This is a genomic window from Kitasatospora sp. NPDC051984, assembly GCF_044593455.1.
Lineage (GTDB): Bacteria > Actinomycetota > Actinomycetes > Streptomycetales > Streptomycetaceae > Kitasatospora.
The window spans coordinates 52,311-68,931 of record NZ_JBIUCB010000029.1; the positions used below are offsets into that span (position 1 = coordinate 52,311).

The 16,621-nt window shown below is 71.1% G+C and carries 14 protein-coding genes; 6 read left to right on the forward strand and 8 right to left on the reverse strand.

The features are described from left to right. Positions 1 to 140: 140 nt before the first annotated feature. Positions 141 to 1,067, reverse strand: coding sequence for a DMT family transporter (locus tag ACIHEI_RS33305; protein ID WP_396609342.1), 927 nt, complete (start codon positions 1,065 to 1,067; stop codon positions 141 to 143). 82 nt (positions 1,068 to 1,149) lie between these two features. Here ACIHEI_RS33305 and ACIHEI_RS33310 point away from each other — a divergent pair, with 82 nt between their 5' ends. From ACIHEI_RS33310 to ACIHEI_RS33320, 3 genes are all read left to right on the forward strand, one after another. Then, entirely contained in the window at positions 1,150 to 2,091 is a 942-nt protein-coding gene (locus tag ACIHEI_RS33310) for a LysR family transcriptional regulator (protein WP_396609330.1), read from the forward strand. 225 nt (positions 2,092 to 2,316) lie between these two features. Then, a complete protein-coding gene (locus tag ACIHEI_RS33315) occupies positions 2,317 to 3,546 on the forward strand; it encodes a hypothetical protein (RefSeq protein WP_396609331.1) in 1,230 nt (409 codons plus the stop codon). After that, positions 3,530 to 4,306, forward strand: a complete 777-nt coding sequence (locus ACIHEI_RS33320; RefSeq protein ID WP_396609332.1) for an alpha-ketoglutarate-dependent dioxygenase AlkB — start codon at positions 3,530 to 3,532, stop codon at positions 4,304 to 4,306. The genes ACIHEI_RS33315 and ACIHEI_RS33320 overlap by 17 nt, the downstream gene beginning before the upstream one ends. A gap of 141 nt (positions 4,307 to 4,447) precedes the next feature. On the opposite strand, the gene ACIHEI_RS33325 is transcribed toward ACIHEI_RS33320, so the two are convergent. After that, positions 4,448 to 5,200: a glycosyltransferase family 2 protein gene (locus ACIHEI_RS33325; RefSeq protein WP_396609333.1), complete on the reverse strand. Its 753-nt coding sequence runs from the start codon at positions 5,198 to 5,200 to the stop codon at positions 4,448 to 4,450. A 341-nt stretch (positions 5,201 to 5,541) separates the two neighbouring features. On the opposite strand from ACIHEI_RS33325, the gene ACIHEI_RS33330 reads away from it, so the two are divergent. Continuing rightward, positions 5,542 to 6,645: a cytochrome P450 gene (locus ACIHEI_RS33330; RefSeq protein ID WP_396609334.1), complete on the forward strand. Its 1,104-nt coding sequence runs from the start codon at positions 5,542 to 5,544 to the stop codon at positions 6,643 to 6,645. A 39-nt stretch (positions 6,646 to 6,684) separates the two neighbouring features. Here the strand turns inward: ACIHEI_RS33330 and ACIHEI_RS33335 are convergent, their stop codons facing one another. The 3 genes from ACIHEI_RS33335 to ACIHEI_RS33345 form a co-directional block, all read right to left on the reverse strand. Further along, positions 6,685 to 8,022, reverse strand: coding sequence for a GH1 family beta-glucosidase (locus ACIHEI_RS33335; RefSeq protein WP_396609335.1), 1,338 nt, complete (start codon positions 8,020 to 8,022; stop codon positions 6,685 to 6,687). A 326-nt stretch (positions 8,023 to 8,348) separates the two neighbouring features. Next, entirely contained in the window at positions 8,349 to 8,795 is a 447-nt protein-coding gene (locus ACIHEI_RS33340) for a universal stress protein (protein WP_396609336.1), read from the reverse strand. A gap of 92 nt (positions 8,796 to 8,887) precedes the next feature. After that, positions 8,888 to 9,901, reverse strand: coding sequence for a universal stress protein (locus ACIHEI_RS33345; protein ID WP_396609337.1), 1,014 nt, complete (start codon positions 9,899 to 9,901; stop codon positions 8,888 to 8,890). Here ACIHEI_RS33345 and ACIHEI_RS33350 point away from each other — a divergent pair. Continuing rightward, on the forward strand, positions 9,810 to 11,378 hold the full coding sequence (locus tag ACIHEI_RS33350) for an oleate hydratase (RefSeq protein ID WP_396609338.1): 1,569 nt from the start codon (positions 9,810 to 9,812) through the stop codon (positions 11,376 to 11,378). The two genes, ACIHEI_RS33345 and ACIHEI_RS33350, sit on opposite strands and share 92 nt — an antisense overlap. A 152-nt stretch (positions 11,379 to 11,530) precedes the next feature. Continuing rightward, positions 11,531 to 12,157: a hypothetical protein gene (locus tag ACIHEI_RS33355; RefSeq protein WP_396609339.1), complete on the forward strand. Its 627-nt coding sequence runs from the start codon at positions 11,531 to 11,533 to the stop codon at positions 12,155 to 12,157. A gap of 507 nt (positions 12,158 to 12,664) precedes the next feature. Here the strand turns inward: ACIHEI_RS33355 and ACIHEI_RS33360 are convergent. The 3 genes from ACIHEI_RS33360 to ACIHEI_RS33370 form a co-directional block, all read right to left on the reverse strand. Further along, the gene (locus ACIHEI_RS33360; RefSeq protein WP_396609340.1) at positions 12,665 to 15,043 is read right to left on the reverse strand and encodes a phosphoketolase; all 2,379 of its coding nucleotides are present in this window, start codon (positions 15,041 to 15,043) and stop codon (positions 12,665 to 12,667) included. Positions 15,044 to 15,442: 399 nt separating this feature from the next. Further along, positions 15,443 to 16,447 carry an ornithine carbamoyltransferase gene (gene argF / locus ACIHEI_RS33365; protein WP_396609341.1) on the reverse strand — a complete coding sequence of 335 codons (1,005 nt, stop codon included), beginning with the start codon at positions 16,445 to 16,447 and terminating at the stop codon, positions 15,443 to 15,445. Between the two features lie 85 nt (positions 16,448 to 16,532). Next, positions 16,533 to 16,621: arginine deiminase family protein (locus ACIHEI_RS33370; RefSeq protein ID WP_396609343.1), on the reverse strand; the 89-nt coding region annotated here is incomplete at its 5' end.

A 16,621-nucleotide genomic window follows, 5' to 3' on the forward strand; every position in this document is an offset into this window, starting at 1 on the left:
AATCGGAAATCCCGGGGATGCTCGCCCCGAACGCCCCGGGCGCGCCGAAGGGCGCCTACCGGTCAAGGCACTCACTCTACCCAAGACTTGGCAAAGCCCCGCCACCTCACCCTGCGGACCAACTGCCTTGATCCACACCATCACTGACGTCGCGTCAGCCATTCTCGCCTCCGCTCGCGCGCGATGCCGGTGCGGTGGGAGCGTTCGACGGCCTGGCCCCAGTACGTTCCGGCGATCATGAGCACGGCGCCGAGGGCGGCCCACACGGTGAGCCGTTCGCCGCCGAGACCGATCCCGATCACGACGGCCCAGACCGGTTCGGTGCCCAGCAGGAGGCTGGCCCGACCGGGGGAGGTGCGCTGCACCGCCCAGGTCTGGGCGAGGAAGGCGAACACGCTGCAGAACAGGGCGAGATAGACCAGCTGCGACCAGGTGCTCGCGCTGCCGCCGGCCAGTGCGGACAGCTGGATGGCGGCGGGCACCAGGAACAACGCCGAGCCGACGACGGTCTGAACGGTCGTCAGGTGGAGCGGGTCCATCGGGCTCCGGGCGGTCAGCCGCCCGACGAGCACCACGTGCCCGGCCCGCACCACAGCGGCGGCGAGCACCAGGGCGTCACCGGACCGCAGGGCGTGCAGCCCGGTGCCGGCGGTGAGCAGCCCGACGGCGAGCACGCACAGGCCGGCGGCGACGAAGAACGTCCAGGGCAGTCCGCGACTGCCCGCCGTCCGGTCCAGCAGCGGTGTCAGCACGATGGTCAGACTGATGATCAGTCCGGCGTTCGCGGCGCTGGTGTACGCGACGCCGTAGGTCTCCAACACCAGGACCGCCGCCTGCGTGACTCCCAGCAGCACCCCGGCACGGACCTCCGCGCGGGTCCAACGGCGCGCCCCGCGACGGGCGGTGAGCAGCAGAGCTCCACAGGCGAGTGCCGAGATCGCGTACCGCGCGAACAGCACGCCGGTGACGGGGAGCGCACCGGTGGTCGTCTTGGCCACCAGGTAGCTGGAACCCCAGACCAGCGCGATCAGGAACAGCACCACATCGACACGGCGTGCAGAAGGCATGCCCTCACGCTGCACCACCAGGACGTTGAAGACCATCACGAGCTCCTCAAACGAAGCTGTAGCAGCCCTACACTGTCCGTCCATGGACGAGCGGCAACTCCGGATCCTGCGGGAACTGGGAGAACTCGGCAGCGTCAGTGCGGTCGCCGCGGCCCTGCACGTGACGCCTTCCGCGATCTCCCAGCAACTGCGCCTGCTGCAACGCTCGTTGCCCGTCCCGCTCACCGAACGCGCCGGACGCCGGGTGGTGCTGACCGAAGCCGGCCAGGCCCTGGCCCGCGCGGCCATCGAGGTGGAGACGGCCCTGGCCCGGGCCCGGCACAGCGTCGACGAGTTCGCCGACCAGCCCGACGGCAACGTCTCGCTGGCGGCGTTCCACAGCGCGGCCACCACCTTCTTCCCCCCGCTGCTGCGCGGCTTCGCCGGGCCGGGCCGGCCGCGGCTCCGCCTCGCCGACGAGGACGTCGCCCAGGAACGCTTCCCCGTCCTCACCCGCGACTACGACCTCGTCCTCGCCCACCGCCTCGACCACGGCCCGCCCTGGCCCCGCACCGTCACCGCGAACACCCTGCTCCAGGAACCACTCGACGTCGCCCTGCCGACCGGCCACCCGCTCGCCACCAGGACCGTCCTCACCCCGCAGGACGTCGCCGACCAGCCCTGGATCACCGTCCACGACGGCTTCCCGCTGATGTCCACCGTCGAAGCCATCGCCGCCGTCGCCAACCGCCGCCTCGACATCGTCCACCGCGTCAACGAATTCACCGTGGTCGCCGAACTCGTCGCCGCCGGCGGCGGACTGGCCCTGCTGCCACGCTGGACCACCCGCACACACCCCGGCGTCGCCCTGCGCCCACTCACCGCAGTGCACGCCCGCCGCCGCATCGACGTCCTCCACCGCCCGGAGCGCACCGCACGCCGGGCCGTCCGCACCGTCCTCGCCGAACTCCACCGCGCCGCCGCGGAAATCCGCACCCACGACGCCCAGCCACCGCGGCCCGGCACCGGACCGCCCTCCGGCTGACTCGTGCGCCGCCGGTGCGGCAGAACTCGTTGCCCACGGTCCGGCCCCCGTGAGAGCATCAAGATCCAGCCGCGTAGACGACTTCACGCAATCCACCAAGACGCGTGGCGGCCGCGAACGAAAAGACCGTTCGGAAGTTCATGGAATGGGCCGGACAGGTGGGCAGGCCATCCGGTCGGCCCTGCCGGTTCGTGCCTCGGGGTGAGAAATGGCAGGTACGGCTTGATGGACGCGACAGGGCCGGAAGAAGCCTGCATCGACGATTCGGGCAACACCTTGGTTGCGCCGTCGACCTTGCGGGATCATGAATTGGTCCGGGACTTCTTCGGGTCCACGATCACGCCGGAGGAGCTCGCTTCCGGTTCACCCGACGTCGCGCAGAAGACCGTCTACCTGTGCGGCGATGTATCCGGGATCAGCGCCCACCGACTGCGGGCGGCGGCCCGGGTGTTCGTCGTCCGGGAACTGTCACACGGTTACCAGGAGGACGCCGACGGGCCCTGGCCCCTCGTCGACCTCGGCCGGGTTCCCATCCGCGTACACGGCACCGGCGTGTACTACCGCCGCTTCTTCGACCCCGGCACCGATCACTTCGGACGAATCCGCGCAGAGCACGATTTCCAGTCCCTGACGGAGTCCACCAAACCCGGAACGGCCCATCGCAGCGGAATCTATCTGACGCCCGTCACACGAGACGGTGAGGAACTGCATTTCCGTCTGCTCCGGTGCTCCACGAACCTCTCGGGACCGACCGAGAACTTTCGCCCGACCGACACGCGCATCGTCGAGGCTCTGAACCGCGAGGCCGCCGCCGTCTTCCGGAACCAGGCAGCGCTGAATCACGTCCTCGCTCAGATCTACCACAACGCCGGCGCCACGGCCGAGCGCAAGCAGTCAAAGGCCAGGATCTCGGCTCATGCCGACAAGACCAAGGACATGCCCGTCAATGGCGTCATGGCCTTCTGCACCTTCTACGACCGGCTCGACAAGCTGCACCCCCTGACCGAGAACGAATTCGACTACGGCGTGGGGGGCACCAGCGGGCTGACCAGGCTCCGCTTTCGACTCAAGGAATCGGCCGGGAAGCGCAACGAAGTCGCACTCCCCCTGCAATTCAGCCTGACCCTCTACCCCGGCTCCGTGTTCTTCATGCCGCTGTCCACCAATCGCCTGTACACCCATGAAATCCAGCCTCCGCCACTGGGCGCCGAGTTGCTGCCGACCCGCCTGGGATACGTGGTGCGCTGTTCGAACTCCGAAGCCGTTCACAAGAACGGCCACACGTTCCTCAAAGCGGCCGGAGATCTGCTGGAACTGGAGCCGCCCACGCCGGCAGGCATGGACGAACTGCGAAGGCTGTACGCCGAGGAGAACAGGACCTCGTCCTTCATCGATTACGGCGACGAGCTTCTCTTCAGCATGAACACGGGAGACTACCTTGCCCCTCGAGCCTAGGATCTCGGACGAGATCCTCTCGTGCACCCTGCGCACTGGGGAGAATCCCTTCACGGAGCTTTCCGCGTCGGCCCGCCTGGAAGAGGTGGGAAGGGGTCGACGAGGTGCCGTGGTCACGAAGGTCCATGAGGCGCACGGCGTGCCTCTCGTACGGACCACCACTCGATACGGCAGCCCGGCGCAGCACTTCGGCGACGTGCACGAACGCCTGGCACAGCAGATTCAGGAAGCCGCGGCGCTTTCGGTCGGATTCAACAACGCTCTCATGGAGATCTACACGAACTCCTGCACGACGATGGGAAGCCACTCCGACCAAGCCCTCGATCTGGCCGACGATTCGTTCATCGCCGTCTTCTCCTGTTATCAGCACCCCGAAGTGAGCCCGCCGAGAAAGCTGATCTTTGAATCGAAGGGCTCCAGTGACGAGAAGGTCGAGATCCCGCTCACCCACAACAGTGTCGTCATATTCTCCGTCGACTCGAATCGGCGGCTCAGGCACAAGATCGTACTGGACAAACCCGTCCCGGCGGCGGACAACCAATGGCTGGGGGTGACATTTCGAACGTCGAAGACCTTTGTGCGGTTCCACGACGGACACCCATACCTCGCGCAGGGTACGCGGCTCGTGCCGGCCGATGATGAGCAGGAACGCGAATTCTTCCAACTGCGACGGCGTGAGAACCACGAAACGGATTTCACCTACCCCGTACTGAGGTACACCATCAGCGAGAGCGATCTGATGCCGCCCGTCCGGCCTTGAGGGCCTTCACCCGGCGGGCGGAGAGCGCGCGGAGCCAGGTCTCCAGCCGTGCGTGGTCCGTGCACGTCCCGGCCCCTGGCACCCGTGCCGATGGGTGCGCGGCCGGCCGTACCCGTCGCTCCCGGGCGTGTTCCTGACGCTTCATCGGACGTCGATCACGTCCGGCCGGTACCGGTGGTCCGCGTACCAGGCCAGCGTGTTGCGCAGCCCGAACGCGCGCAGCCGCCGCACCGAACCGTAGACCGTCATCCCCGGGACCTGCCCGTAGGCCCCGGTGAGCTTGCGCACCCGGTTCACCAGAGCGCGGTCCTCGTGCGTCTCCTCGATCGCGGTGCGCGGGAAGCCGCCGCAGCGCTGGTAGAGGTCGGCGGTGATGGCCAGGTTGCAGCCGGGGCACATCAAGTACCGGCCGAGGTACTGCGGGTCCTGGTTGCCGGGCCGGAACCTGCCGAACCACGCCGCTACCGCGACCACCGCCGGCAGCAGCCGCCGCTCCCACAGTTTGAGCCGGAACTCGTCGGTGCGCGGCCTCAGTTGGCCGGTGACCAGTTCCAGCCCACCGGCCAGTCCGCGGCGCACGGCCGCCGTCCAGCCGGGTACCGGGAGGCAGTCGGCGTCGGTGCGGGCCAGGTACCGGGCACCGGCCTCGATCGCGAACCGCATCCCGGTGTCCGCCGCCGCGCCGGTGCCCTTGCGCGCCTCGGTGATCAGGTGCAGCGGGAAGCCGGCGGTGACGGCGAACTCCCGGACCACCTCGGCGGTCCGGTCGGTCGAGGTGTTGTCCACGACCACGCACTCGAAGTCCGCGTCGCTCTGCTCCGCCAGCGCGCGCAGAGTGGCAGGCAGCGAGGCCTCCTCGTTGTAGGCCGGCACGACCACCCACAGGTCGGTCACTGATGCTCCCCTCTCGACCACGTTCACCACTGCGCGAGGAGGACGCCGAACGAGACTCCGCCGGCCGGTCCGATCAGCGCCACCGGTCGCCTCCGCGGCCATCACCGCCCGTGTCCCGCCGCCTTGCCCGACCAGCTGCCGGTTCCCTCGACACCGCACCCTTGACTCCCCCAAGTCGCTTGAATCATAGGGGATTTCAGGGACCGGCCACGGTACGGTTCCTCGAACGGACAACCGGGGCGGCAGCGGGGGCGGCGATGCGCGCGACAACGGCGGCACAACACGAGAGCAGACTGCTGTGGGCCAGCCGGCCCGCCCTGTGGGCACTGACCAGGATCGCAATGGCACGGCCCTTCGGAGCGATCCGACGGGTGCCCCGGCTCGGCTGGGTGGCGAGCGAACCCACCCTGATCCGGGCCGTCCTCAACGACCACGAACACTTCACCCTGCTCGGCGAGGGCGGCGTGGGCCACCTGTGGGAACAGATCCTCGGGCCGTACGTCACCCGGCTCTTCGACGGCCCCGGACACGCGGACCTGCGCAGACGCGCCCGTGACCTGTTCACCGAGAAGAACTCCGCCGCCCTGGTCGAGCGGGCCGCCGGACCGGTCTACACCGATGTCACGGCGCGCCTTGCCGCCGGGGGGCAGGTCGACGTGGCCAAGGCGGCCCGGCTCGTCGTCGGCCGCCTGATGACCGACCTGCTGGGCCTTCAACTCCCTCCGGACAGCCCGGATTCCGCCTACCTCGAGACCTTCGCCGCCGGCGAGCGGCTGGCGGCGCTCGCGCTCGACACGGCCGCCTCGACCGAGCTGCCGCCCGAGCGGATCGAAGCGGCCAGGGAAATCGTCAAGTCGCTGACCAGCGGCGTCCCGGCGGCCTATGCCGGTGCCGAACCCGACACCCTGCTCGGCCGCTGCCGCGAAGCCGGGATCACGCTGGAGGAGGCCGGCGGCCTCGCCTCGCTGCTGCTCGTCGCGGGCACCGAGACCGCCGCGAGCGCAATGGCCCGCACGGTCGCACTGATCCACGACACCGAGCAGCAGGAACCGCTCCTGACCGACCCCGGGCTGATCCCCGACGCGGTCCGCGAGGGACTGCGCGTGACCACACCCGCGCCGGTGATCGGACGGCACGTCAGCGCCGACGTCACCATCGCCGGCCGCCGACTGCGCAAGGACGCGCGGATACTCCTCGTCACCTACGCAGCCGACAACCTGGCCGGCGGCTTCGACCTGGCCCGCCCGTACGACCCGCGCTCGCGCCAGCTCTGGTTCGGCGCCGGCCGACACCTGTGCCTGGGCGCACCCGTCGCGCGGGCCGAGATCGCCCGGATGGTCGAGGCGGTCTGCACGGCGGGGCGCCCGTACCGGATCGTTTCGCGCAGCTACGCCCGGAAGGTGATGATCCCGTCCTACGCCTCACTCGTCGTCGAGCTCGAATGACGGGACGTCATCCGACCCGCCACCGCCCCGACTGACCGACTACCGCGAATTCACCCCTCGATGATGGGCGATCAGGTCCCGGTACCACCCGTACGACGCCTTCGGCGTGCGCTTCTGGGTCGCGAAGTCGACGTGGACCAGCCCGAAGCGCTGGCTGTAGCCCTCCGCCCATTCGAAGTTGTCGAGGAGGGACCAGGTGCAGTAGCCGCGGACGTCGATGCCGTCGGCGGCGGCGCGGGCCAGAGCGTCGAGGTGGCCGGCGAGGTAGTCGATGCGGAAGGTGTCGTCGAGGGTGTCGTCGGTGGAGCAGCCGCTCTCGGTGACGGTGATCGGGGGCAGCGCGGCGCCGTAGCGGTCCCGGAGGAGCAGCAGGAGTTCGCGCAGGCCGTCCGGGACCACGGGCCAGCCGAAGTGGGTGCGGGGGACGCCGTCAATGGGGGCCTCGGCGAACGGGAGCCCCGGGTCGGTGGGGGCGGCGATGCGGGTGGGGTTGTAGTAGTTGACGCCCAGTCCGTCGAGGCCGGGGCCGGCGATCAGCGCGAGATCGCCGTCGCGGACGCTGCCGTGCAGGTCCTCCCCCACGCCGTACGCGGACAGGTCGGGGTATCGGCCGAGCAGCAGCGGGTCCGTGAACAGCCGGTTGTGCAGGGCGTCGTAGGCGTCGGCGGCGGCCCGGTCCTCGGCCGAATCGGTCGCGGCCCGGACGGGCGTCAGGTTGTTGGCGATCAGGACGTCGAGGCCGCGGGAGCGCAGCTCGGCGGCGGCCAGGCCGTGGGCGAGCAGCTGGTGGTGGGCGGCCGGGAGGGCGTCGAGCATCATGCTGTGGCCGGGCGCGTGGATGCCCAGGGCGTAGCCGTAGACCATGTGCACGAAGGGCTCGTTGAGGGTGATCCAGGCGGGGACGCGGTCGCCGAGCCGGCCTGCCACCACGGACGCGTACTCGGCGAAACGGAAAGCGGTTTCCCGTTGCATCCAGCCGCCCTCGTCCTCCAGCGCCTGCGGCAGGTCCCAGTGGAACAGGGTGGGCAGCGGCGTGATGCCGGCCGCGAGCAGCCCGTCGACCAGGCGGTCGTAGAAGTCGAGCCCGGCGACGTTGGCGGGGCCCCGGCCGGTGGGCTGGACGCGCGGCCAGGCGAGCGAGAACCGGTAGGTGTCGAGCCCGAGTCCGCGCATCAACTCCACGTCCTCGGGCCAGCGGTGGTAGTGGTCGCAGGCCTCCCGCCCGCTGTCGCCGTTCTTCACAGCGCCGGGACGGTCGCAGAAGGTGTCCCAGACCGACGGGCCCCGGCCGTCCTCGTCGACCGCCCCCTCGATCTGGTACGCGGCGGTGGAGGCGCCCCAGCGGAAGCCGGCGGGGAGGTCGTAACGGTCCGTCATGAGGGTCCTTCCACACAACACGAGTCACAAAATGCGAGCAGTGCTCATGTTAGGAAGGCGGAGAGTGCAGGTCCAGAGGCGAGGACACCCGATCCACCAACGCGCCACCGACACCACCAACACCCGGCAAGGACCGATCCGCGCCGACGGTCATGGGCTCCGACCGAAGAACCCGACCCCAAGCCCCCCGCGCTTCGATCGCAGCGCGGTTCGCCCCCCACGCGCGCCGCCGGCACCTCGGCCCCCGCTCGACCCCGGTGTCGCATGGTCGGTTCGCTCCTTTCAGGTCGGCGACCCGGCCGCGCAGCGGTTACGGGGTGTGCGCGTCATTCCTTGGGGTGGCGGACCACGACGACCGGGCAGGGCGCGTGGTGGACGCAGTGCTGGCCGACCGAGCCGAGCAGGGCGCCGGTGAAACCGCCGTGGCCCCGGCTGCCGACGACCAGGAGTTCGGCGCCGCGGGCCGCGTCCAGCAGGCACTCGGCGGCGCCACCCTCCTGCACCCGGGTCCTGATCTCGACCGGGGCGTCGGAACCGGTCGCCTCGCTGACGCTGTCGTCGAGGGTCTTCCGCGCGATGCCCGGGAGGTCCTCGTAGGACTCGATCGGCACCGTCCACCCGGTGGCCACCGGATGCTGCCACGCGATCAGGGCCTCCACCACGGCGCCCCGCGTGCGGGCCTGGCCGACGGCCCACCGGAGCGCGTCGACCGATGCCGGCGATCCGTCGACACCGACCACGATCCGCCGCTCAGGTCCGGTCTGCTCGCTCACGTGTCTTCTCCTTCGTATTCTCGTTCGGTCTCAACCATCGGCATGGCGGCGACTGTTGCGAAGGACCGGACGGGTCCCGGAGGCCGGGACCTTCAGCCCGGCCCTTGCCCGGCACAGGGCCGTGAGTTCCTTGCCGAAGGGAATGCCGTGCGGTGCGGTCTCGGGGCCGCCGGTCCCGCCCGGACGCCGCGTGAGCGGCCGAGGCCGGAATCCGCGCCATGCCCCTCAGCGCCCCTTGCGCGGGGGGCGACGATCAGTGGACACTCCGCGCACTCGACCGGAGCGTGGCTCACCGACCCGAGGAGCAGCCCCCGGAAGCCGCCGAGGCCCCGCGAGCCGACGACGAGCCACCGGGCCCGAGCGGCCTCGTCCAGCAGTGCTCCCACGGCCGGGGAGCCCGGCGATCCGTCCACTCCGACGACGACCAGCGACCTGGGGGCATTCGCGGCGGTGTCCGCCGTCTCGCGGACGACCGCCACCTGGCAGGGGGCGGGGGAGCTGAGCGGGACGCCGATCGGCGGGAGCGAGAGCACCTGCTCGACAACCGGCCCACGCTTGGCTCCGACGGCCAGGAGCGAGGCGTCCGCGGCCTGCTCCAGCAGCCCGCGCGCCCGCGGCCCGTCGACCGCGCGGGTCTCGGTCTCCAGGCCGGGGTGCCACTGCTCGACGAGCTTGCGTGCCTGTGCCAGGACGATGTCGCCCCCGACCCCGAGGTGATCGTCCAGCGGTCGCGGGGTGTCCTCGTCCGGATCGGTCTGCGGCCGCTCCAGGACATGGACCAGCCTCGCGGCAGGACCCGAAGGTCCCGGTCCGCCGGTCCCGCGAATCCGGGACGCCATCGGGACCGTCGTTCCACCACCGGCGCCCAACGGCCCAACGACCCGTCGGCCGGCCCGGGAGCAAGCTGTCGTCAGCACCCCCGATCGATGGAGTCGATCGCCCGGCGCCAACCGCCGGGGTCGCCACTCATCCAGCTGATGGCGGTTCAGTGCACGACAGTTGAGGAGACATCCGATGCCCAAGGCCCATCTGGTCGGAGGCGGCATCGCCGCCCTGTCCGCAGCAGCCTTCCTCATCCGGGACGCGGGTTTCGCCGGCGGCGACATCCACGTCTACGAGGCGCAGGACGAAGTCGGCGGCAGCCTGGACGCGGGCGGTACTCCGGAGGCGGGGTACACGATGCGCGGCGGCCGGATGTTCGAGGCGCAGTTCCGCTGCACGTTCGACCTGTTGTCCGGCGTTCCGTCGCTGGACGACCCCTCGAAGTCGGCCACCCAGGACATCTTCGACTCGCACGACGAATCCCCTTGGGACGACACCGCCCGCCTGGTGCGCGCAGGTGGCGAGATCTGCGACGGACACACCATGGGATTCTCCGAACACCACCGGCTCGAACTGGTCAAGTGCCTGGCCACGCCCGAGCGGCTGCTGGACGGCAAGCGCATCACCGACTGCTTCGACGAGGGCTTCTTCACCACCGACTTCTGGTACATGTGGTGCACCACCTTCGCGTTCGAGCCGTGGCACAGCGCCATCGAGTTCCGGCGCTACCTCAAGCGCTTCGTCCACCTCTTCCCGGAGTTCGAGACGATGTCCGGGATCTACCGGACCCGCTACAACCAGTACGACTCGATCGTCCGACCGCTCACGGCCTGGCTCGTGGAGCAGGGGGTCCACATCCACATCGGCCGCCGGGTCGCGGACCTGGCCTTCCGGAGCGGGCCGGGCACGAGCGTCGAGCGCATCCACTTCGCAGGCGCGCACGCCGACCTCCCCGTGGCCGAGGACGACCTCGTGTTCGTCACCAACGGCTCGATGACCGCCGACTCCGTCCTCGGCTCCCACACCGCCCCGCCGCCCGGCCCGGACACCTCCCGCAGCCCCGACTCCTTCCTGCTGTGGCACCGGATCGCCCACGGGCGCGAGGACTTCGGCAACCCCGAGGTGTTCGACCGCAGCCCCAAGGACTCCACCTGGGAGTCCTTCACCGTCACTGCCAAGGACCCCGCCTTCCTCGACTGGATGGAGACGTTCACCGGCCGCCCGACCGGCCGCGGCGGCCTGCTCACCCTCACCGACTCCCCGTGGCTGCTCACCGTCGTCGTCAACCGCCAGCCGGTCTACCAGCAGCAGCCCGAGGACGTATCCGTGTGGTGGGGCTACGGCCTCTTCCCCGACAAGCCCGGCACCTTCGTCCAGAAGCCGATGCGGGAGTGCAGCGGCGCGGAGATCCTCCAGGAGGTCCTCCAGCACCTGGCCGTCGATCCCGACACCGCCGAGAAGATCGCGGGAACCTCGACCGTCGTCCCCTGCCTGATGCCGTACATCACCAGCCAGTTCCTGGCACGGAGCCACGGCGACCGGCCCCAGGTGGTCCCGAAGGGCTCCACCAACCTCGCCTTCATCGGCCAGTACGCCGAGGTACCCGACGACGTCGTCTTCACCGTCGAGTACTCCGTACGCACCGCCTGGACCGCCGTCGCACAGCTCCTCGGCCTCGACCGGCAGCCCCCGGCCGTCCACAAGGGCCACCACGACCCGCACGTCCTCGGCCAGGCCCTGCACACCATGCACCGCAAGTAGCCCCGACCGGCTCACACCGGGGAGGCGGGCACCGACCGCCTCCCCGCTCCACCCGCACGACCCGGCCCCGGCACCTCGGGGCCCGGCCGACGGTCCTGTCCCAGCACCACAAAACGACCGATCCACCGTGAAATCGACAAGGAGAGCTCGCCATGGCCGTCCACCACCCGCACCTCCTCCGGTTCACCCACCGTCTCACCACGGGCCGGCGCCCGGTCGCGACCCGGCGCTCCGGGGAGGCATCAGGCACCGTCGCCCTGACCACCGGGGCAGGGCTCGCGGTCGCGGGCGCCAGGATCACCGTCGGCTCCGTCTTCCTCTGGGCGTTCCTCGACAAGACGTTCGGCCTCGGCTACGCCACCGGAGAGGCCGGCTCCTGGCTCAACGGCGGCTCCCCGACGAAGGGCTTCCTCAGCCACGTCTCGGCCGGTCCGCTCCAGTCCACCTTCCACGCCTGGGCCGGGCAGGCCTGGGCCGACTGGCTGTTCATGCTCGGCTTGCTCGGCATCGGCCTCGCCTTCGTCGGCGGCGTCGGGATGCGCGTCGCCGCCGGTGGCGGCACCCTGCTGCTGGCCATGATGTGGGCCGCCGAGTGGCCGCCCGCCCGCCACCTCGCCAACGGCGCCGCCAGCGGCTCCAGCAACCCCGTCGTCGACTACCACGTCGTCTACGCTCTGCTGCTCCTCGCGCTGGCCGCCCTCGGCGCCGGCGACACCTGGGGGCTGGGGCGCCGCTGGGCCGCCCTCCCGGTCGTCCGCGAGCACGCCTGGCTCCGCTGAGCCCCCACCGCCGTCCCGGAAGCACCGCACGCCGGGGCCCCGCTGCCGGAGCCGGCGGCACCGCCCCCGCCACGGGGAAGGTGTCGTCGGCTCCGGCGGTTTCCGGCTCGGCGCGCCCCTGATCTCCGCCACCGCACCGGCAGACATCGCTGCCGGCCGGGGCAGCCGGACCAAGGCCGGCGCACCGTGTCGGGCCGCGGTGCCCACCCGCCACGGCACTTCGGCTCCCGGGCGCGCGAGAACGAGGCTCCCCGACGGGGAAGCCTCCGCCGGGGGCCCGGCCAGTGGGGCACACCGAAGGCCGAAGATCCCTCACCCGTGGACCACTGCCCCCGGACTGCGCGCCGGAACGCCGGTGGCCGTGGTACCGGCCCGTTCGTCGGTACCACGGCCACCTCGGTGCGGACGGATCAGTCGTGCGGGACGACCGCGTCCACTCCGACGGCGACGGGTAGGTCCACGGTGCTGGTCTCCTGACGGTCGGCCCCCCTTGGTCGCACGTCAGCTCTACCAGGTCCAGTCGGTGATCTCGGGCAGGTCGGTGCCGTGCTCCCGGATCCAGTCGTGGTGGCGGGTGCGCCGGTCGGCCATCTCCTGGCGCAGGGCGGCGGCCCGGGCGGCGAGGCCGGGCACCCGGTCGATGACGTCCATGACGAGCCGGTAGCGGTCGAGGTCGTTGCGGACCACCATGTCGAAGGGCGTCGTGGTGGTGCCCGACTCCTTGTACCCGCGCACGTGCAGGTGGGGGTGGACGGCGCGGCGGTAGGCGAGGCGGTGGATCAGCCACGGGTAGCCGTGGTAGGCGAAGATCACCGGTCGGTCGCGGCCGAACAGGGCGTCGAACTCCGCGTCGGGCATGCCGTGCGGGTGCTCCTCGGCGGGCATCAGCCGGGCCAGGTCGACCACGTTGACCACTCGGACGGCCAGGTCGGGCAGATGGGTACGGAGCAGCTGGGCGGCCGCAAGGACCTCCTGGGTGGGAACGTCCCCGGCGCAGGCGAGCACGACGTCGGGTTCGCGGGTGCCGTCCTCGGTGCCGGCCCACTCCCAGATCCCGGCGCCCCGGGCGCAGTGGACGCGGGCCTGGTCGAGGGTGAGCCAGTCGAAGCAGGGCTGCTTGCCGGCGACCACGACGTTGACGTAGTCGCGGCTGCGCAGGACGTGGTCGGCGGTGGCGAGCAGGGTGTTGGCGTCCGGCGGGAAGTAGACCCGGACGGCTTCGGGGCTCTTGTTGAGGACGTGGTCGACGAAGCCGGGGTCCTGGTGCGAGAAGCCGTTGTGGTCCTGGCGCCAGACGTGCGAGGTGAGCAGGTAGTTGAGCGAGGCGATGGGGGCGCGCCAGGGCAGGGCACGGGTGGTGCGCAGCCACTTGATGTGCTGGTTGACCATGGAGTCGACGATGTGGACGAAGGCCTCGTAGCACGAGAACAGGCCGTGGCGGCCGGTGAGGAGGTAGCCCTCCAGCCAGCCCTGGCAGGTGTGTTCGGAGAGGATCTCCATCACCCGGCCGTCGGGGGCGAGGTGTTCGTCGACGGGCAGGGTCTGCGCCTGCCAGGCCTTGCCGGTGGCCGCGTAGACGGCCTGGAGCCGGTTGGAGGCGGTCTCGTCCGGGCCGACCAGGCGGAAGTCTCGGCGCTCGGCGGTGTCCGCCATCACCTGGGCCAGCAGGTCGCCCAGGACCCGGGTCGGCTCGTGCAGGGTGGCGCCGGGCTTGTCCACGGGTACGGCGTAGCGCTCCAGCGGCGGCATCGGCAGGTCGCGCAGCAGCAGGCCGCCGTTGGCGTGCGGGTTGGCGCCGAGGCGACGTTGGCCTTCGGGGACGCAGTCGAGGACCGGCGCCGCCGGGTGGCCGTTCTCGTCGAAGAGCTCCTCCGGCCGGTAGGAGCGCAGCCACTCCTCCAACTGCCGCAGGTGCGCGGGGTTGTCGCGGACCTGGTCGAGCGGGACCTGGTGAGCGCGCCAGGTGCCCTCGACCGGCAGTCCGTCCACCACGGCCGGGCCGGTCCAGCCCTTGGGGGTGCGCAGCACGATGAGGGGCCAGTGCGGTCGGCGGGTGCTGCCCTCGGCGCGGGCCTCGTGCTGGAGGGCGGCGATCCGCTCCAGTGCGGTGTCCATGGCCTCGGCCATGGCCCGGTGGACGGTGAGCGGGTCCTCGCCGGTGACGTACAGCGGGTCGTGGCCGTAGCCGCGCAGGAGTGCGTCGAGTTCCGCCTCGGGCAGCCGGGCCAGGACGGTCGGGTTGGCGATCTTGTAGCCGTTGAGGTGCAGGATCGGCAGGACGGCGCCGTCGTGCACCGGGTCGAGGAACTTGTTGCCGTGCCAGGAGGCCGCCAGAGGTCCGGTCTCGGCCTCGCCGTCGCCGATGACGCAGGCGACCAGCAGGCCGGGGTTGTCGAAGGCGGCGCCGTAGGCGTGCGACAGCGCGTAGCCGAGTTCTCCGCCCTCGTGGATGGAACCCGGTGTCTCGGGGGCGACGTGGCTGGGCACGCCGCCGGGGAAGGAGAACTGCCGGAACAGCCGGGCCATGCCGTCCGCGTCCCGGGTGACGCTCGGGTAGGTCTCGGTGTAGCTGCCGTCGAGCCAGGAGTTCGCCAGCACGGCGGGCCCGCCGTGCCCGGGTCCCCAGACGCAGACCGCGTCCAGGCCCCGGGCCTTGATCACGCGGTTGAGGTGGGTGTGGACCAGGTTCAGGCCGGGCGAGGTGCCCCAGTGGCCCAGCAGGCGGGGCTTGATGTGCTCCGGGCGCAGCGGCTCGCGCAGCAGCGGGTTGGCCATCAGGTAGATCTGGCCCGCCGCGAGGTAGTTGGCGGCCCGCCAGTGGGCGTCGAGCGCCCGGACCTCCTCGTCGGACGGTCCACCGGGGGCCGAACTGGGGGTGTCGGACATGGCTGCGCTCTCCTCGGAGTCTGCCGGCTTCACCGACCGCCGGCGGGCGGTCGGCCCTCATCGTCGCCCCGCGGCCGGATCCTCCGCAGGGCCGAACAGGCCACATTCTGCACGGGGAACGGGCCGGTGGTCCCTGCCCGTCCTGTGCCTCGCTCGAACGTCCCCGGCCCACCGCCCGCCGCCGGGACGTAAGGCCCGGGAATGGGGACCCTGTCGGTGCTCGTCCTGGCCATGCTGCGGCACGACCAGCGCCTGCTCGACCTGGCCGGCGGCGACGGCGACGGAAGCGGTCGAACCCGCTTCCGGCGCTCCGCTCTGGCGCGGGTCAAGTCCCCGCAATCGAGCCCGCTTTCACCCGCGCTACTGGTCGGCGGGAGTGATCAGGCCGTATGCGCATGGTCACTTCTCCCCGAGGGTGGCGACGAGGACGGCCTTGATGGTGTGCAGCCGGTTCTCGGCCTGGTCGAAGACCAGCGAGGCGGGTGACTCGAAGACCTCGTCGGTGACTTCGAGGCCGTCGAGCCCGTGTTCGGTGGCGAGTTCGGCGCCGAGGTCGGTGCGGCGGTCGTGCAGGGCGGGCAGGCAGTGCAGGAACGCGGTGTCGGGGTTGCCGGTCGCCGCCATTGTCTTCGCGTTGACCTGGTACGGCAGGAGCAGCGCGATCCGCTCGGCCCACCGGGCGTGGTCCTCTCCCATGGACACCCACACGTCCGTGTACAGGAAGTCGGCGCCGCGCACGGCCTCCTCCACCTCGTCGGTCAACAGGAACCGGGCGCCGCTCTCCTGACCGAGCAGCAGGCACTCGGACACCAGCTCCGGGTCGGGCCACAGCTCGCGCGGGGCGGCGATGCGGACGTCCATTCCGAGCAGGGCGCCCATGGCCATCAGGGAGTGGGCGGTGTTGTTGCGGGCGTCGCCGAGGTAGCAGAAGGAGATCTCCTCCAGCGGCTTGCGGCTGTGCTCGCGCATCGTGAACACGTCGCACAGGCTCTGGGTCGGGTGCCACCGGTCGGTGAGGCCGTTGTAGACGGGGACGCCGGCGTGGGCGGCGAGTTCGGTGACGGCGTCCTGGTCGAAGCCGCGGTACTCGATGGCGTCGTACATCCGGCCCAGGACGCGGGCGGTGTCGGCGATGGTCTCCTTGTGGCCGATGTGCGACCCGTCCGGGCCGAGGTAGGTGGTCATGGCGCCCTGGTCGGCCGCCGCGACCTCGAAGGCGCAGCGGGTCCGGGTGGAGGCCTTCTCGAAGATCAGGGCGATCCGGCGGCCGGTCAGTCGGGGCGTTTCGGTGCCCGCGCGCCGGGCGGCCTTCAGTTCGGCGGCGAGGTCGAGGAGGTGGTGGATCTCGGCGGCGGTGAAGTCGAGTTCACGCAGGTAGTGGCGGCCGTTGAGGTCGGCGGTCATGACGGGTTCTCCTTGCCGGTCGGTTGGCGTCGGTCGGTTGGCGTCGGTCGGTTGGCGTCGGTCGGTTGGCGTCGGTCGCGGTCGGTCAGTTGGCGGGGTCGCGCTGGATGGGGCAGCTCATGCAGCGCGGGCCGCCGCGGCCGCGGCCGAGTTCGGAGCCCGCGATGGTGGCGA